At 40.3% G+C, this 18,380-nt stretch carries 15 protein-coding genes; 5 read left to right on the top strand and 10 right to left on the bottom strand.

Annotated features, from left to right (window positions below):
* Positions 1–34 precede the first annotated feature (34 nt).
* Entirely contained in the window at positions 35–1,147 is a 1,113-nt protein-coding gene (locus ACINWC743_RS20340) for a tartrate dehydrogenase (protein ID WP_009586738.1), read from the bottom strand.
* Positions 1,148–1,247: 100 nt separating this feature from the next.
* On the opposite strand from ACINWC743_RS20340, the gene ACINWC743_RS20335 reads away from it, so the two are divergent.
* Positions 1,248–2,228, top strand: a complete 981-nt coding sequence (locus ACINWC743_RS20335) for a LysR family transcriptional regulator (protein ID WP_004829585.1) — start codon at positions 1,248–1,250, stop codon at positions 2,226–2,228.
* A 78-nt stretch (positions 2,229–2,306) separates the two neighbouring features.
* Positions 2,307–3,140 (top strand): DMT family transporter, encoded by an 834-nt coding sequence (locus ACINWC743_RS20330; protein ID WP_009586801.1) that lies wholly within the window; start codon positions 2,307–2,309, stop codon positions 3,138–3,140.
* A gap of 121 nt (positions 3,141–3,261) precedes the next feature.
* Here ACINWC743_RS20330 and ACINWC743_RS20325 read toward each other — a convergent pair whose 3' ends face one another.
* The 8 genes from ACINWC743_RS20325 to ACINWC743_RS20290 all read right to left on the bottom strand — a co-directional run bounded on the left by ACINWC743_RS20325 (position 3,262) and on the right by ACINWC743_RS20290 (position 12,811).
* The gene (locus ACINWC743_RS20325) at positions 3,262–4,446 is read right to left on the bottom strand and encodes a hypothetical protein (RefSeq protein ID WP_009586758.1); all 1,185 of its coding nucleotides are present in this window, start codon (positions 4,444–4,446) and stop codon (positions 3,262–3,264) included.
* A gap of 383 nt (positions 4,447–4,829) precedes the next feature.
* Entirely contained in the window at positions 4,830–5,315 is a 486-nt protein-coding gene (locus tag ACINWC743_RS20320; protein WP_009586807.1) for a DUF4189 domain-containing protein, read from the bottom strand.
* Between the two features lie 542 nt (positions 5,316–5,857).
* Positions 5,858–6,916 (bottom strand): 2,3-butanediol dehydrogenase, encoded by a 1,059-nt coding sequence (locus tag ACINWC743_RS20315; RefSeq protein WP_009586768.1) that lies wholly within the window; start codon positions 6,914–6,916, stop codon positions 5,858–5,860.
* A gap of 122 nt (positions 6,917–7,038) precedes the next feature.
* Positions 7,039–7,824, bottom strand: coding sequence for an acetoin reductase (locus tag ACINWC743_RS20310; protein WP_009586702.1), 786 nt, complete (start codon positions 7,822–7,824; stop codon positions 7,039–7,041).
* An 11-nt stretch (positions 7,825–7,835) separates the two neighbouring features.
* Positions 7,836–9,236 (bottom strand): dihydrolipoyl dehydrogenase, encoded by a 1,401-nt coding sequence (gene lpdA, locus ACINWC743_RS20305; protein ID WP_009586791.1) that lies wholly within the window; start codon positions 9,234–9,236, stop codon positions 7,836–7,838.
* Positions 9,237–9,246: 10 nt separating this feature from the next.
* Positions 9,247–10,812, bottom strand: a complete 1,566-nt coding sequence (locus tag ACINWC743_RS20300) for a 2-oxo acid dehydrogenase subunit E2 (RefSeq protein ID WP_009586695.1) — start codon at positions 10,810–10,812, stop codon at positions 9,247–9,249.
* Position 10,813: 1 nt separating this feature from the next.
* Positions 10,814–11,833, bottom strand: a complete 1,020-nt coding sequence (locus ACINWC743_RS20295) for an alpha-ketoacid dehydrogenase subunit beta (RefSeq protein WP_004829597.1) — start codon at positions 11,831–11,833, stop codon at positions 10,814–10,816.
* 15 nt (positions 11,834–11,848) lie between these two features.
* Positions 11,849–12,811, bottom strand: coding sequence for a thiamine pyrophosphate-dependent dehydrogenase E1 component subunit alpha (locus tag ACINWC743_RS20290; protein ID WP_035301502.1), 963 nt, complete (start codon positions 12,809–12,811; stop codon positions 11,849–11,851).
* 360 nt (positions 12,812–13,171) lie between these two features.
* Between ACINWC743_RS20290 and lipA the strand changes: the two genes are divergently transcribed.
* Complete coding sequence (lipA, locus tag ACINWC743_RS20285) at positions 13,172–14,164, top strand: lipoyl synthase (RefSeq protein ID WP_009586734.1); 993 nt, start codon at positions 13,172–13,174, stop codon at positions 14,162–14,164.
* Between the two features lie 255 nt (positions 14,165–14,419).
* Positions 14,420–15,505, top strand: coding sequence for a helix-turn-helix domain-containing protein (locus tag ACINWC743_RS20280; protein ID WP_009586770.1), 1,086 nt, complete (start codon positions 14,420–14,422; stop codon positions 15,503–15,505).
* Between the two features lie 16 nt (positions 15,506–15,521).
* Here ACINWC743_RS20280 and ACINWC743_RS20275 read toward each other — a convergent pair whose 3' ends face one another.
* Complete coding sequence (locus tag ACINWC743_RS20275; RefSeq protein ID WP_035301519.1) at positions 15,522–17,000, bottom strand: PLP-dependent aminotransferase family protein; 1,479 nt, start codon at positions 16,998–17,000, stop codon at positions 15,522–15,524.
* 162 nt (positions 17,001–17,162) lie between these two features.
* Here ACINWC743_RS20275 and ACINWC743_RS20270 point away from each other — a divergent pair, with 162 nt between their 5' ends.
* Positions 17,163–18,353: a benzoate/H(+) symporter BenE family transporter gene (locus tag ACINWC743_RS20270; RefSeq protein WP_009586719.1), complete on the top strand. Its 1,191-nt coding sequence runs from the start codon at positions 17,163–17,165 to the stop codon at positions 18,351–18,353.
* Positions 18,354–18,380: the final 27 nt, after the last annotated feature.

The raw sequence follows: 18,380 nt of genomic DNA, 5'->3' as shown, positions 1-18,380 counted from the left end.
ATCCATCTTGGATTTTGATCATTCCATATGGTGGTTATTCCATAGCGAATAAATCCATTTTCTCGTGAGTTACAAATGATGCAATGGCATCTCCAACTTGATAAGTTTTTGCAGTTCCGCCAACATCCGGCGTTTTAGGTCCATGAACCAAGATATGTTCAATCGCCTGCATAATGTCTTGCCCTGCCTGAATCACCTGTTCATCCCCATCTGCCAAGAAATCCAACATCATGGCACCTGACCAGATTGCAGCGATCGGGTTGGCAATTTGCTGACCAAAAATATCTGGAGCAGAACCATGTACAGGCTCAAACAATGACGGGAACTTACGTTCAGGATTGAGATTTGCAGATGCTGCTAAACCAATCGTTCCTGTACAAGCAGGTCCCAAATCAGACAAAATATCGCCAAACAAATTCGATGCAACCACTACATCAAAACGTTCAGGCTGTAGTACAAATCGGGCAGCTAAAATATCAACATGTTGTTTATCTGCTTTGATTTGCGGATATTGTTTTGCCATTTCATCCACACGCTCGTCCCAATATGGCATGCTGACAGCAATTCCATTGGACTTGGTTGCAGCCGTGATCTTTTGAGCATCACGTTGACTGGCAAATTCAAATGCATATTTCAAAATGCGGTCTACCCCATAACGCGTAAATACCGCTTCCTGTAATACGAACTCTCGATCAGTGCCTTCAAAAGCTTTACCACCTATTGCGGAATATTCGCCTTCACTGTTTTCACGTACCACATAAAAATCAATATCCCCTGGCTGTTTACCTGCAAGTGGGCATTTCACCCCAGGCATTAATCGAACTGGGCGTAAATTTACATATTGATCAAAACGGCGGCGGAACTGCAGCAATGAACCCCAAAGTGAAATATGATCGGGTACTTTTTCAGGCCAACCTACAGCACCAAAGAAGATTGCATCATATTGCTGTAAAATCTCAAACCAGTTATCCGGCATCATTTTGCCGTGTTCAAGGTAATAATCGCAGCTTGCCCAATCAAAGGTATCCATTTGAAGTTCAATACCATATTTATCAGCTGCTGCCTTTACAACCTTGATTCCTTCTGGTAGAACTTCTAACCCAATCCCATCACCTGCAATCGTGGCAACTTTATACTTTTTTGCCATAACGCTCCCTTACACCTTTGGTTAATATCCTTAGATGTAAACATGCTGTTTTCAGCAAAAATGATCAATAAGAAAACTATCACCCCAATGGACACGGATCGTGAATAATCTACCTAACCTATCGGATTTAAAGGTTTTTTGCACAGTCGCAAAACGCAAGAGTTTTGTCGATTCTGCGGATGAGCTTGGCGTTTCGCCTGCTTTTATTAGTAAGCGGATCAACATTTTAGAGACCAATTTAAATTGTAAATTATTTCATCGAAGTACACGCCATGTCAGTTTGACGGAAGATGGCAAACTTATACTCGATCGTGTTGCGCATATTTTGGACGAGTTTGATGAGATTAGTGAACTGGTCAATAACCCATTAAGTACGCCAACAGGACATCTGGATATTGTCAGCAGCTTTGGTTTTGGTCGAAAACATGTGGCGCCCATCTTGTCAAAACTGATGACCATGTATCCAAAACTGGAGATACAGTTTGATACCATTGATAATACTAAGGATCTGATTCAACACAGTATTGATTTGGATATTCGTATTGGTAACGAAATTGCACCCAATATGATTGCAAAAAAACTGGTGCCTAATTTTCGGATTTTTTGTGCCGCACCCAGTTATATCCTTAAAAATGGTGCGCCTGAAAATTTAGAAGATTTACGGCATCATGACTGCTTAACCATTAGTGAGCGTGATCAATCCTCTGTATTATGGAAATTACGTCACGCCTCAGAAGATATGTCTGTACATGTTACACCGCGCTTTATTTCAAACAATGGTGAAATTATTCACCAGCTTGCTGTAGAAGGTCACGGGATTATTTTACGTTCAATTTGGGATGTTGCCGATGAATTGATTAGTGGTCAATTACAACATATTCTTCCTGAATATTGGCAAGATGCAGATGTATGGGCAGTCTATCCATCACGTTTGAAAAGTTCATCCAAATTACAAACCTGTATTTTGTTTATTCAAAATGAATTATTGAATCGTTTGCAACATATCCAAAACCTATCACGAGGACAGTTGATTCAACCTGTAGAATCTGTTCAACACAGCGCTGAGAAGGTATTTTTATAGGTATGCTTAGATTTTTGTTTTTTTAAATATCATCAATCATCAGCTTGATAAAACTGATGATCTACTGACACTAAAACTATGAGCACAACGATATTTGGTCTAATTTTACTGGCAGCAGCATTTCATGCAACATGGAATGCGATTGTCAAAGCGGGCTCAAATAAGTTCTTAACCACCGTACTGGTTACAGCATCAGCAGCAGTTTTAGCCATGCTATTGCTGCCCTTTTTCCCGATGCCCAACAGTGCAAGCTGGGCTTATATTTTAGCATCTACAGTGATACAAATTGTCTATTTTGGTATGGTCGCAAAAATCTATCATATCGCAGATATGGGACTGACCTACCCGTTAATGCGGGGTACTGCACCGCTTATTGTTGCTGTTTTAGGGACATTGTTGCTGGATGAAAAGCTCGAATTCTATGCATGGCTTGGTATCATCACGATTTCCATCGGCATTTTATCCATGATCTTCGCCGCACCTAAAAAGGGACGAAAAGGGATTGGTTTAGCCTTGCTAAATGCAATCTTGATTGCGAGTTATACCTTGGTGGATGGACATGGGATTCGCCTTTCTGGATCAGCTATTTCCTATATCTTATGGAGTTTTGTACTTTCTGGACTGATTTTCTTTATTTTTGCCTTAAAAATGCAGTATCGACAGATGGGGAATTATTTCCGTTTAAATTGGCATCTCGGTTTAATCGGTGGAATCGGCTCATTTTTCTCTTATGGTCTCGCCTTGTGGGCAATGACACTCGCACCTGTTGCCATCGTTGCCGCATTGCGTGAAACTTCAATTTTATTTGCGACTTTAATTGCAATTTTCATTTTAAAAGAACGTGCTACGGTCACTCGAATTCTCTCATCCTGTATTATTTTAATCGGCGCACTAATTTTGAGAGTCAGCTAACGCTTGATCACCAACAGCTCATTCCCAAATAAGCACCCATTAAACATCACTCTTTTTAAACCTCAGTTCAATTAAAAAGCCAGCTTATTTGGATAAAGCTGGCCCAATGGTCACGCTTTGTTTAGAAATAATAGCCTAGTGATAAATAAAACAATTTATTCCACTGATTACTTTCTCCCTGTGCAAGACCGTTTGCACCGCCTCCAGTCATCGGATCATTGCGACTCCAAATATATTCGCCCTGAATGCCAATTGCTTTGTAGTTAAAATACACCCCAGCGGTGAGTCGATCTGAATCTTGGTAAGCTGTTTGATCTTTAAAGTAGCGACTATAAGCCAAATAAGGTTTTATATTCTCCAACTGATGAAAAGGCTGTGCCAATGTATAATTAATTTCATTAGACATAAACTTGCCTTTATTTGCCACTTGGTATGGATAATCGAAGGCTCCCATAGTCGAACTATTTGGTAGCAAATTGTCCGCATTGTTAATATTTTGCTCACCTGCCAAAAATAGCCATTGCCATGCTTGGTAGTTCAAGGTGTTAAATACAGCCCATGTACGACGATGTCCATCTTGTTGAGTTCGGTTGTTTTCCAATTCTGAATACCAATATGAACCACCGATTTCAGTCGAAAAGTTTTGTGATTTGTCCAAATCAAACTTTCTAGACAAACGTGTGATCCACATATTTTTTTCTTCAATATCTGTACCCTGACTTAAATCATCTGCTTGAACAAAATTGCCACTGTATCGACTTGCATCTTTGGATGTGCCTGTATAATTTCCACCATCAGTAGGATAGAAACCTAAATTAAAATTGTATTGATCATTTTTAAATTGATATTTTAGCCCTAGATTTTGTATGTCTTCAAAACCCACAGTGTTAAGCAATGTTTCATAATAACTATTGCCCCATAATCGACCAAAACCAAAATCTATAGATTGAAACCCGACAGACAAACGCTGCTGATCTGAAAACTTATAGCCTGCCCATGCATCTTTTAAAAACCAAGCATCACATAAACGACTGTATTGATAACAGCGAACATCCATCGAAGCGATCCAATTGGGGTTTTCATAACTCAAAACAGCTTTAATATCTGCAAGTTGCCAATCCTGATTTTTAGAGCCCTCATTTGCCTCGACAACATAATCTTTGTACATATAGCGTGTTCGAATTGCGCCTGTGAGTTTCAGTTCCCCTGATTCTGTTTTAGGATCGCCTATACTTAAATCAGCTGCTAAAACAGGCATATTCGCTAACATACCCATTGATCCCAAAATTAAGAGTGCCTTCTTCATTATTCTACTTCCTTGTTTATCCTGCTAAGAAAATGAACAAATTCAACAAGACAAACAATGCTGAAACTATGTCGTCAGCATTTACAAAGTGTGTTTAATTTATGCTAATTATATTTAAATCATGCAAAATACTTTATTTTTTTAAATGAATATTCAAGTTATAAGTCGGTATTTAAACAAAGATTACAATATTGAAAGATGTGCACCAAGGATGATCATCTTGTTTATCAACCCAGATCATATTTTAAGGTTTTATAATTTTAATAGAAAAATACTGTATAAGCTGACAATGCACATAAGATTCTAAAAATACTGATTTTGAAATTTTTGATCAGTTTTTATATTTATGGTCTTGTCAGCCCATTTAAAAATACATTTTAGTATTACATGACGCTGCTACAGCGCTCGTAAACGACCTCACATTGATCTTTTCTAAAACCGTCACGTTGGCATTGTGATAACACACTCTCACGTCCAAATTTCTTTCTAAATGTATGATCTCTACCCGTGACTTGTCCATATAATTTGGTTGTGCCCTTCGCTTGACCGACGGTAGCGCATTGGGTTTCTTGGTAAGTAAACCAAACCTCACAGTGCGTTCCACCCTTTTCCTGACAGTCTTTTACAGCTTTTGCACGGAGATCTCCACGGAATACTTTAGCGAAAGAATGTCCAACTACCCCATTACTGCCTGAAGCAATTGCTCCGACAACCGCATAAGTGTAATAAGTTGGCGCTTGATAGCCACCCCCTCCACCACCGTAATTAGGAATTGGTGCGCATCCCATGACACCCTGCCCACCCACTGGATACATACCCTGAGGACAATTACCTTCAGCCCACGCCAAATGGCTTAAACTGCTGAACATTAATAGGCTGCATATCGACAGTAAATACTTTATTTTTTGATTCAAGAATATCCACATAAGCTTCCCTCTTTTTTCATTTTAAGCATGAGCATTTTCACCCAAGATTATTTTTTGTTCAATAAATATCATGATTATTTACTTGAAATATTGACTTAAAATAATTTAAAAATTCATATTAATTTTTGATAATTAATGTCTTTTAATCATATTTAAAAAAATAATTTCATAAAAATTTTAACTTTTTTATTTAAAATTTATTTAATTTTAAATTCATAATTATGGAAATATACGCACAATTTCTCTCATATTTTATATCAATCTGATGAATCAAATCTCACTCAACCATTTAAGTTATTTTGCTTTTTACACCATTCATCACTTTTATAAACTGGTTTCAAAGCATCATTCAACAAATAAAAGCCCATCATCCTTTATCTTCTCCCAAAGGGAGAAGACCGTTTTAATATCTATAGGATTGATAGCTGATCATTACAGTTTGATTGTTCAAAGACTCCCTTGTCTATTCAAGTGCTTTTACCCCTTTAAGGATGTACAATAATTTTTACCGCAGATTCATTGTTATGAATCAAAGTTTCAAATCCTTGCGATACCAAATCATCTAAAGCAATGCGTTGAGTGATAAATGGTTCTAGATTAATTTTACCTTGCTCAACCAAACGTATGGTTTCTTGATGATCGTTGACATAAGCAATCGTGCCACGAATATCCAATTCTTTCATCACCACACTATGCACATTAATAGTGGCAGGATGACTCCAAATTGACACGATCACCACCACACCTGTAGGCTTCATGGCTGCAACCAAAGTATCCATGACTTTATTGACGCTACTACATTCAAATGCAACATCTACGCCTTTATCTTGAGTCAGTTTCATCACTTCTGCCACCACATCCACTTGTGATGGATCAAGCACATAGTCCGCAACACCTGCTTCTAAAGCTTTTTCTTTACGTTTAGCGCTCAGTTCAGTGATGATGACTGTTAAACCTTTGGCTTTTAAAATTGCAGAAAGTAATAATCCTATGGGACCAGCACCACCGACCAAAGCAATATCACCAGCCTTTGCCCCACTTCGCACAAAAGCATGATGCCCTACAGATAAAGGTTCTATCAGTGCAGCTTGATCCAATGGAATTTTGTCAGAAATCGGATGAACCCAGCGTCGTTGTACAGCGATCTTTTCTGATAAACCACCACCCCGTCCACCTAAACCAATAAAGTTCATATTTTTTGACAAGTGATAATGATCATTCGGACCCGTGGGTACATCATCTGCAATGATATAAGGTTCGACCACAACATGCTGCCCCACCTGAATATCCTCTACTCCCTCACCGACCGCATAGACCACACCTGAAAATTCATGCCCCATGGTCACAGGTGCAGATTCGCCAGAAATTGGATGCGGATGCCCACAAGGTGGAATAAAGATCGGACCTTCCATAAACTCATGTAAATCTGTACCACAAATGCCGCACCATGCGACTTGGATTCCCACAGTTCCGGGAAGGACTTGAGGTTCTGGAATATCCTCAATACGAATATCCCCTTTGTCATAAAAACGTGCCGCTTTCATAGAACTATTCCTTATAAAGATAATAGAAAACTTAACCAAGACATCGCGAATATCTGCATCTCATGCCTTGTTTATGTCGTTCTAACCGATCACCCAATACATTGTTGAAATGTCCTCAGACTCTAACGATAGACCATGCCACCGTCAGTCAAAATTGATTGACCAGTAATATAATTTGCATCCTCACTTGCCAAAAAGGCAACCAAAGCAGCCACATCATCTGGGGTTTCAGCTCGACCTAAAGCAATGCCATCAACATATTTCTTATAAGTTTCACCTACAGGTGCGCCTGTGATTTCAGCAAAGCGTTGGTCAATTTCGACCCACATATCTGTTCCCACGACTCCCGGACAATAGCTGTTGACCGTAATACCTGCACTGGCATACTCCTTGGCAGCAGCTTGTGTCAAGGCTCTGACAGCAAACTTCGTTGCAGAATAGACACCCAACAAAGCAAAGCCTTCATGCCCTGCAATCGAGCAGGCATTGATAATTTTTCCCTGCTGTTGTCGTTGTTTAAATTTATTCGCTGCGGCTTGAATTCCCCAAAGTACACCACCCACATTAATATTCATGATTTGGTTAAACTCGCTGGGTGTGACTTCAGCTAAAGCTTTAACCTGCGCAATGCCAGCATTATTGATCATGATATCAAAACCATTTAAAGATGATTCTGTATGTGCAATAGCTTCACTGATTTGTATTGGATCAGCAATATCGGCAATAAATGTGGTGGCCTTTACACCCAATGCTTCAATTTCTTGTTGCACAGCATTTAACTTTTCTTGACGAAGATCTACCAGCGCAATATGTACGCCTTCTTGTGCCAAACGTAAGGCAATGCCTCGTCCTATTCCTTGTCCTGCACCTGTAATCAGTGCAACTTTGTTGTTTAAACCTTTAGGCATATTGTGACTCCTTAGATATGGATTGCACGTTGCATTGCCGATAAGACCGACTCATGCATCGCCTCAGATAAAGTAGGATGTGGGAAAATTACTTGCGCTAGACTTTCATCTGTAGCTTCTAAATATTTGGCGATAGCAAAGCCTTGAATATGTTCAGTGACTTCGTGCCCAACCATGTGTGCGCCCAACAACTCACCTGTTTCTTGATTAAAAATGGTTTTGACAAAGCCTGCCATTTTACCCAACGCCAATGCCTTACCATTGGCTTGCAATGGAAACTTACCAACATGGATATTCAATCCTGTTGCTTTGGCTTTCTGTTCAGTCAAACCGATACTCGCCACTTGCGGATGGGTAAAGATACAACCAGGGATTTGAGTACGATCTAGTGCATGTACATGTTCAAGACCTGCAATTTTTTCCACACATAAAATAGCTTCATGACTGGCTTTATGTGCCAAACACGGTGCACCAGCAACATCACCGATTGCATAAACACCAGCAACATTGGTTTTGCACCATGAATCGACTTTGATAAAACCATGTTCAAATTCCATTCCCAGTGCTTCTAAACCTAAATGCTGTGTATTCGGTTGAACACCTATTGCTGAAAGCACTTTTTCCACAGTCACAACCTGCACCCCTTGTGCAGTTTCAATATGGCAATGTACCAAGTCATGATCCCGTTCGATTTTTTGTACTGCAGCTTCTGTTAAAACCTTCATTCCTTGCTGTTCAAATTGCTTTTGTACATATTGAGCAACCTCAAGGTCTTCACTGGGTAAAATCTGTTTGGCTATATCCACCAAAGTCACTTGACAGCCCAAGTCTTGATATAAGCTTGCAAACTCACTTCCAATTGCCCCAGAACCAATCACCAATAAGGATTGAGGTAATTGTGTAGGAACTAAGGCTTCTCGATAACTCCACACCTGCTCACCATCTACAGGGATATGCGCTAAGTTGGCGGCTTTAGCACCTGTTGCGACAATAATATGTGGTGCTGAAATCTGCTGTTTTTGTCCCTGCGTATCAGTCAGCTCTAACTGTTCTTTGGCAGTGAATCGTGCAGTTGCTTTAAAAACCGTTACTTGATTTTTCTTCAACAACTGTCCAATACCCTGCACCAATTGCTCTGAAACTTGTCTGCTATGTCGAACCAATTGCTGAATATCAAACTCAACTGCACCCAAACGAAAACCAAATTGCTCAGAATGTTTAAACTGTTGCGCCAATGCTGCTCCACTTAACAGTGCTTTCGTGGGAATACACCCCCAATTGAGGCAAATCCCACCCAAATGTTGTTTTTCAACAATTGCGGTTTTTAAGCCCAGCTGTGCTGCACGAATCGCAGCAACATAACCACCTGGACCTGCACCAATCACGATAAGATCAAATTGTGTCTCTGACATATTTAATCTCCTACACTAAAATCAATGCAGGATTTTCAACAAACTGCTTAAATGCTGCCAAGAATTGCGCCCCCAATGCACCATCAATCACACGGTGATCACAAGACATTGTTGCTGTAACCATTTGACGAATCACAATCGAGTCTTGTTCAATGACCGCACGTTTTTCTGCTGCACCTAACGCCAATATTGCACCCTGAGGTGGATTGATAATGGCATCGAATTGCTGAATGCCGAGCATGCCTAAATTAGAAATGCTGAAACTCCCCCCCTGAAATTCATCAGGCGCTAATTTTCCAGTTTTGGCACGTGTCGCCAAATCACGCATTGCATTTGAAATTTGTGCCAAAGACTTACTATCGGCCGCTTTAATAATCGGTGTGATCAATCCATTCTCGATCGCCACTGCAACAGAAATATCGGCTTGTGCAAACTGTAAAATCTGTTGATTCTTTTCATCATATTGCACGTTGACTTGCGGTACTTTCATCAAAGCAGCGGCAGCAGCTTTAATCAGCATATCGTTAATCGACAACTTCACTTGGGGGACAGTGCTATTGATTTGCTGGCGTAATGCTTGGATTGCTTCAACATTGAGATCTATAGTTAAACGGAAATGTGGTGCATTACGTTTTGCTTCCTGTAGTCGTGATGCAATGGCTTTACGCATACCGTTCATGGCAATTGTGGTAGGTTTTGCTGATTGCGTTGTATTGTCCTGATCGCATTGTTGTGTCTGTACAGGGTTTTCACGCTGATAAACGGCTTCTACATCTTCTTTACAGACTCGACCTCTGGTGCCTGATGCGCGACAATCATGCAGATTTATGCCCCATTGTTTGGCTAAACGGCGTGCAACAGGTGTTGCTAACACTAGACTGTCATCTGCTTTAGATTTTGCTACTTTAGCACTGGCTTGCTGACGAATATCTGGCCATGAGCCTCCAACAGCTTGAACGGCTTGTTGAATATCATGGACACTGATACGCCCTTGTCGTCCTGTACCAGTAATTTTTGCCAAATTGACCTGATGCTTTTCAGCCAATTTCAAAGCATGTGGTGTCGCAAAAATCTCGTCACGCTGTTGATAACCTCGCAATACGACGGGAATTGAATAACCACCTTGAGCAACCGATTTCTGACTATTTACAGCATTATTCTGTTCAGGCAAATTATTCGGTTGAGCCACAGTAGCGACTGTTGTTTTAGCCTGAGTGGCTGATACCTGTTCTGATGTTTTATCTGGTGCGTTTGTATGGGATTGCTTTTCACTGACTGTCGATGTGCCCGTTAAAGATTGGGCAAAAGCATCAATTTCTGCATCTGAAACTTGTGAATCAGCACAAATCGCAATTAATCCGCCCACCAGCAAAGTATCGCCTGCTTTGGCAATGATTTTACGCAAAGTACTATCAAAGGGCGCTTCAAGCACATTGACGATTTTGGTGGTTTCAATTTCACAAATTTCTTGTCCTTTGCTAAATTGCGCCCCCTCTTGAATCAGCCATTGCGCAATTGTCCCTTCTTCCATGGACAAACCCCATTTTGGGATTTCTAAAGTTTTGATTTCGCTCATCCTAAGCCTCCAACGTTTTACGTACAGCCTGTTCGATACGCTCTACACTTGGTAACCATTCTTTTTCTAAAACGGGTGAGAAAGGTACAGGAGAATGTGGTGGTGTTACCAACTCAATCGGTGCTTTCAAATAATGAAAACCTTTTTGCGCAATCAATGCGGCAACATCATGCCCAAAACCACAGCGCGCAGCCGACTCGTCCACAATGACCACGCGACCTGTAGACGCGACTGACTCTAAAATCCCATCCTCATCCAAAGGTGAAATGGTACGTGGGTCAACGACTTCAACAGAAATGCCTTCTTTTGCTAATTTATCAGCAACCTCATTGGCGCGATGTACCATTAAACTCAACGCAATAATGGTAATATCCGTCCCTTCACGTGTGTAGTTGGCTACACCAAATGGAATACTATATGACTCGTCTGGCACTTCTCCCTTGATGTCATAAAGCAACTTATGTTCACAGAAAACAACTGGATCATCATCACGAATGGCTTGAATCAGCAAGCCTTTCACATCATAAGCACTGGATGGTACAACCACTTTTAAACCCGGCACAGCGGCAAACACGTTGTAAGGTGATTGTGAATGTTGAGCAGCCGCAGAAAAACCGGCTCCGATCATGCCTCTTACCACTAAGGGTGCTTTGGCTTTTCCACCAAACATATAACGGAATTTAGCGGCTTGGTTATATAACATGTCATGACAAACGCCATAAAAATCCATAAACATCAGATCTGCTACTGGGCGCAAACCTGTTGCTGCTGCACCTGCTGCCATTCCAATAATGGCTGACTCAGTGATTGGCGTATCAATTACACGTTCTGAACCAAACTCAGTCCATAAACCTTTGGTGACACCCAACACACCACCAAAACCTTCAAGTTTATTGTCATCTGTGTTTTTGCCACCATGACCACCACGTACGTCTTCACCTACCACAATCACCGTGGGATCACGACGCATTTCTGATTCAATCGCTTCTTTAATCGCATTTCGATAACTTTTATTTGGCATTGCTTTACTATTCCTTTAGTAAGAGACGTAAACGTCGGTGAGAAGTTGAGAAGCTTCTGGATACTTGGCTGCACGTGCTTTTGCTACCGCTGCATCCACATTGGCTTTTGACTCTGCATCAATCGCATCCAGTTTGGTGTCCTCAATTTTTCCTTTGACTTTTTCACGAAAAATTTTCAGTGGGTCTTTATGTTCTTTGACATAATCAAGTTCTTCTTTTGAACGAATTAATCCAGGATCACCTTCAAAGTGCCCGTAAAAACGATTGGTAATGGTTTCGATCACACTCGGACCTTCGCCACGACGTGCACGCTCAATGGCTTTTTGAGCGACTTCATAAACAGCAAAGAAATCTGTCCCATCAACTTTTTCAGCAGGCATGCCAAAAGCAGCTGCACGACCCGCAATATCCTTGCTACCAACGGCATAGTCATGTGCCGTACCTTCACCAAAACCATTGTTTTCAAAAACAAAAATAACAGGTAATTTTAAGACCACTGCCATATTCATGGCTTCAAAAGTTAAACCTTGGTTAGAGCCTCCATCACCTGTAAAAGACAAACCGATTCCACCCGTTTTTAAAGTTTTAGCAGTCAAAGCTGCACCAATTGCCAAAGGAGGTCCACCGCCCACAATACCATTGGCGCCAAGCATGCCTTTGTCCAAATCGGCAATATGCATTGAACCGCCCTTACCTCGACAAAGTCCGTCATCCTTACCGAAAATTTCCAACATCATCCCGTGGATATCGCATCCTTTGGCAATACAATGCCCATGCCCACGATGTGTTGAGGTAATAAAATCTTTGTCCGTCAAGTTTTCACATATTCCAACGGCTACAGCTTCTTCACCACTGTAAAGATGAATAAAGCCGGGAATATCACCTGTATTGTTTTCATCGTGCAGTCGATCCTCAAACTCACGAATATCTCGCATCCGTCGGTATGCTGCTAGCAATTGCTCTTCCGTTAATTGCATATCCTTAATCCTTAATGTTCACATTTAGAATAAAAAACCAGATATTTAAAATAAATATTGGTATTTAAAACCTGTATACTTATATAAAATTATTTTAATAAAAATTAATATTAGACTAAAAAAATATTCATTTTAAAAAAGCACTAAAAATATTAAAAACAACTATTTATGAGTCAAAAAATATTTGTAATTTTTTATAATTTTCAAAAACTTAAAAAACCAAACCTTTAACCAACCTTTATTTTATAATATTAATATTTTGCTTCAATTTATTCACAGTTAAAATATTTTAAATATAATTGACACATAGAATAAAAGTGTCATTTTATATTCATTATTTTATTTAATGGACTATTTAAAATGGATTTAAAACGTTCAATCACCACAGGTGAAAAGTTACGAGGTGCTGATAAGCTGGCACGTATTCCAGTCAAAATCATCAGTACTGAACAAATTCCACAGAAACCAGAATGGATTCGTGCCAAAATCAGCCATCCAGAAGAAATACAACGCATTAAAGACTTATTACGCCAACAAAAGTTGCATACTGTCTGCGAAGAAGCCGCTTGTCCCAACCTACCGCAATGCTTCGGAGGTGGAACAGCAACATTTATGATTATGGGAGACATCTGTACACGCCGATGTCCTTTTTGTGATGTTGCGCATGGTCGCCCAAATACTTTAGATCCTGATGAACCCAAACATTTGGCGGAAACTGTTAAAAACTTAAATTTGAAATATGTGGTGATTACCTCTGTAGATCGAGATGATCTTAAAGATGGTGGCGCGCAACATTTTGTCGACTGTATTCAAGAAATTCGCCAAAGTAGCCCAGATACATTGATTGAAATTTTAGTTCCTGACTTTCGTGGCAGGCTAGATCTTGCACTTGAAATTCTCAGTGAAACACCACCAGATGTATTTAATCATAATATTGAAACTGTACCACGCTTATATCGGGCAATGCGTCCAGGCTCTGACTATCAACATTCTCTTGAGTTGCTTAAAAAGTTTAAACATTTGCGTCCTGATATTGCGACTAAATGTGGTTTGATGGTGGGATTGGGCGAGGTAGAAGCAGAAGTCATTGTTCTACTCAATGATCTGAGTGATCATTTGGTTGATTACGTGACGATTGGTCAGTATTTACAGCCGTCAAAGTCCCATGCCCCCATTCACCGTTTTGTATCGTTGAAAGAGTTTGAAAACTATCAGACACATGGACAATTATTGGGATTTAAGAATATCTGGAGTGCGCCTATGGTTCGCTCAAGTTATTTTGCCGATCGTCAATATAAAGGCGAGCCTGTTCCTCAGCCATTTAAACGTGAAAATATCTTAAAAAGTGGCTAAAACTCAGCATCTTTGATCAAAGTTGAATAGCTTTGGATGGGTAACTTTATTTAACATTTATGCGCAGAAAACTCATTTTAAATTGAGCTCTGACATTTTAAAGTGGATGTAGATCAAGACAAAAATACCCGAATTTTAATGCCATCATTTTGCTGGATTTAATACGTCTTAAATGTGATGTCAAAACCGAACTATACAATGACAATGAATACAACATATTAATGGCGATAACCGCGCATCATAAAGGACTATGATATGAAGCTATTGAATCAAACATCAACATTACAAACCACACATTTATTCAATATCGCGCCAATGAATGCTGCGCCACTTTTAAGCCTGCCCATGGAGCAGGAACAATCATTATTTCGCCGTTCAATCCAACACAACTATGCAGATTTATTGAAAATTGCAGATGACTCAGAAATGGCGATTGGGATCACTGACCATCATGGAACATTATTATGGACATGGAGTAGCCGTTCTATGCTTTCGTCCGCAGAACAAGTCCATTTTGTTGAAGGGGGTCATTGGTCAACTCAAGCTGTTGGTACCAATGCAATCGGTTTAGCGCTGAATAATCATATTTCCAGCTGTGTGTATTCTCATGAAAATCAAATGAATAGCGTACAAGATTGGGTTTGTTATGCAGCGCCAATCGTTGACCCTGTTTCTGGTCAATTTCACGGCATTATTAATTTATCCACCAAATATAAAAAACATACCTCACTTGGTGTATTGGCTGTCGAGCGATGTGCCGAATTGGTTCAACGCGCAATCCAGTTTGAACAAAAAAATATGCTGTATCTGAAAGTTTTTGGTACACCTAAAGTACAGTTCAATCAACAACTTCTAACCCTGACTCACAGACAAATTGAAATTCTCTGTATTCTCATTTTGCATCCGGATGGAATAAATTTAGATGAATTGCATTATGCACTGTATGGCGATCGTGACATCAGTGAAAAAACCTTAAAGGCAGAAATGTCACAACTCAGAACCTTGCTTCCGAATTGTATTTTATCACGTCCCTACAAACTGATTTGTGAAATTCAAACTGACTTTATCCGAGCAGAACAGTCACTCAATGCTGGTTTTCTAGCCAGCACATTTTCATTGTACAAAGGTAGTTTCCTCGCAAAATCAGAAAGTCCATTATTGACCACATGGCGAGACTGTTTCGATGCTCGCTTAAGTCATTTGATCTATCAAATGCAAGATATTGATCCATTACTCAAAATTATTCGCCATATGCCAGAACGAATTGATGCCATACAACGAGTACTGGAGTTATTGCCACAGGAAAGCCAACACCGTGATCGTTTTTTAAAACTGCTTTGACCTGACCTGTATAACATCAATATGATTCAATATGCTGTGCTAAGCGTTGAATATTAAAGCGGATTTCCTCAGGGCTATGCGCAGCATAGCCAAATAAAACTGCTGCTTTTTGAGGAGGACTTTGGCAGTAACGAGATAAAGGCTGTACAGCTAAATCAACTTCTGCGCATATTTTTAGGAAATCTTGTTCTGTCCATCCTTGATTGAGCCAACACACCAAATGAATCCCGGAATCTGTCGGCTGTACAGTCAAGACATTCGCAAGTCTCTGTTGGATTTCTGCAATAAGCACCTGCTGTCGTTCATAACAAGCTTTGCGTACTTTTCGTACATGCCTTGCATAATGCCCCTCTTGAATAAACAATGCCAAAGCAACTTGTTCCAGATAAGCGCTTCGTGTATCGGTATAGTATTTGGCGAGACTAAATGTCTCAATTAATGCTTCTGGAACGACCATGAATCCTAAACGGAACTCTGGAAACATCATTTTTGAAAATGTTCCAGAATAAATCACTCGTTGATGTTGATCTAAACCTTGTAAAGCCTGAATAGGATGCGTGCCATATCTGAACTCACTGTTATAATCATCCTCAAAAATCCATTTTTGCTGACTCACTGCCCATTCCAGCAATGTCAATCGGCGACTCAAACCTAAAGTTCCCCCAAGTGGAAACTGATGCGATGGTGCCGTATAAATGAGCTGACTGTCTGGATAATGTTGAATGATTTCATTGATCTTCATTCCATCATCGTCACTCGCTATGGGATTCACAGTCATGCCAAAGCTGCGGAAAATATTCAATGCTGCATCATAACCAGGCTCATCCAAACAGACTTGGTCTTGCGCTTGCAATAAAGCATATGCAGCCAAATGAATCGCCTGCTGTGTGCCATTGACCACAATAATCTGCTGTTCATGGCAGTTCAGTCCTCGAGTCGAACGGACATAGTCACAAATGGCTTGGCGTAAAGGTAAATAGCCTCGACAATCATGAAACTGCCCCAACTGTCGATAAGACTGACGCCATGCTTTTCCCAGCAACTTTCCCCAGAGTCGGTGTGGAAATAAATCAGTACAGCCCACACCGACATGAAAGATTTTCTCTCCCTGTCCAGAAACATTTTGTTTTTGCCATGCGGGCAACAAATTTGCGATGTGCGGATTAACCTTTAATTGCTGAGGAGGCTGGACTGAAGTCGAATTTGTATCTAAGGGTAAATTGATCAAATGATCAGGGATAATTTCAACAACATAGGTTCCAGAACTCGGTTTGGTCTGCAAATAACCTTCATCCAGTAAACGTTCTATCGCAGCCAGAACTGAGTTTCTAGAAATAGACATCATCTCTGCCAAAGCACGGCTTGAAGGCAGTTTGCTTCCTGCTCGCAAACGCCCATCCAAGATAGCATCACGCAAAACACGATATAAACCATCTTTGATCTGTCCTTCTGGCAAAATCAAATGTGGAAAAACAGCTGAAGATGGTGAGCGCATAAGAAAACTGGTACTGTCAAAAATATCAAAAGTGTACCTTATAAAAATACCACAATCAAAACTACACTCAATCGGACCATTCCAAATCATTGAGAAAAAAGACATCTTTTACTCAAGTGCTTGGGCTCTAAACACATGATTAAAAATCTTTGGGGTTGACTTATGCACGCTCAACGGCGCCCATTTCGAGTATTTTCTTCTGATCTGATTCATCCTGTTGTCGCAGGATTGATTTCGGTGATTGTCAACTATGGTGGTACTTTTATTCTAATCTTTCAAGCTGCTCAAGCAGCAGGATTAAGTGCTGAACTGACTGCTTCATGGGTTTGGTCTATTTCCATTGGTGTTGGGATTTCAGGCATTCTACTAAGTTGGATCAGTCGAGAACCAATTATTACAGCATGGTCAACACCAGCAGCCGCCTTTTTGATTACAGCATTGCTCACCATTCCTTATGCGGAAGCCATCGGAGCTTATTTGATTTCTGCACTGGCTTTTGTGATTTTAGGCATGACGGGATATTTTGAAAAACTGATTGCTTATATCCCTCCAAGCATTTGTTCAGGTCTGCTCGCTGGAATCTTATTACAATTCGGCATTTCTGCATTTTCCAATATCAGTATTGATCCCGTCTTAGCGATCAGTATGCTATTTGTTTACATGCTGACTAAACGAATTTCTGCTCGCTATGCTGTTGTCAGTGTACTTGGGCTAGGTTTGATATTTTTAATTTTACAATCCCGTATTGATTTCTCAGCATTTGAACTGCAATTGGCTGCGCCTGTCTTTACCGTACCTGCATTTTCAGTCAATGCACTTTTGAGTGTGGCACTGCCTTTATTTTTAATCACACTCACAGGTCAATATATGCCGGGCATCTTGGTACTTAGAAATGATGGTTATCAAACCAGTTTAAAACCGATATTTACGATCACTGGTTTGGGCTCTTTTTTAATGGCTCCTTTTGGTTCTCATGCATTTAATCTTGCCGCAATCACTGCTGCGATTTGTACAGGGAAAGCATCTCATACTGATCCATCTAAACGCTGGATTGCAGGTATTGCTGCAGGTATATTTTATATTTTGGTTGGAATATTTGGGCTAACGCTTGCAAGCCTCTTTAGTGCTTTCCCGAGTGTTTTTATTGCAACGTTGGCTGGACTTGCTTTACTGGGAACGATTGCAGGAAGTTTGGCAAATGCAATGCATGATCAGGACACACGGGAGTCTGCACTGATCACCTTTTTAGCCACTGCTGCAAATATTCATCTGTTGGGCATTGGAGGGGCTTTTTGGGGACTAGTCATTGGATTAATGTCCTATGTGATCTTAAATGGAAAATTTAAAAGATAAACCATTGTTTTACCATTACACTTTTAT

It is taken from the genome of Acinetobacter sp. WC-743 (assembly GCF_000335555.1).
Taxonomy (GTDB): domain Bacteria; phylum Pseudomonadota; class Gammaproteobacteria; order Pseudomonadales; family Moraxellaceae; genus Acinetobacter; species Acinetobacter bereziniae.
This window is presented reverse-complemented; position numbering and strand designations above follow the sequence as displayed.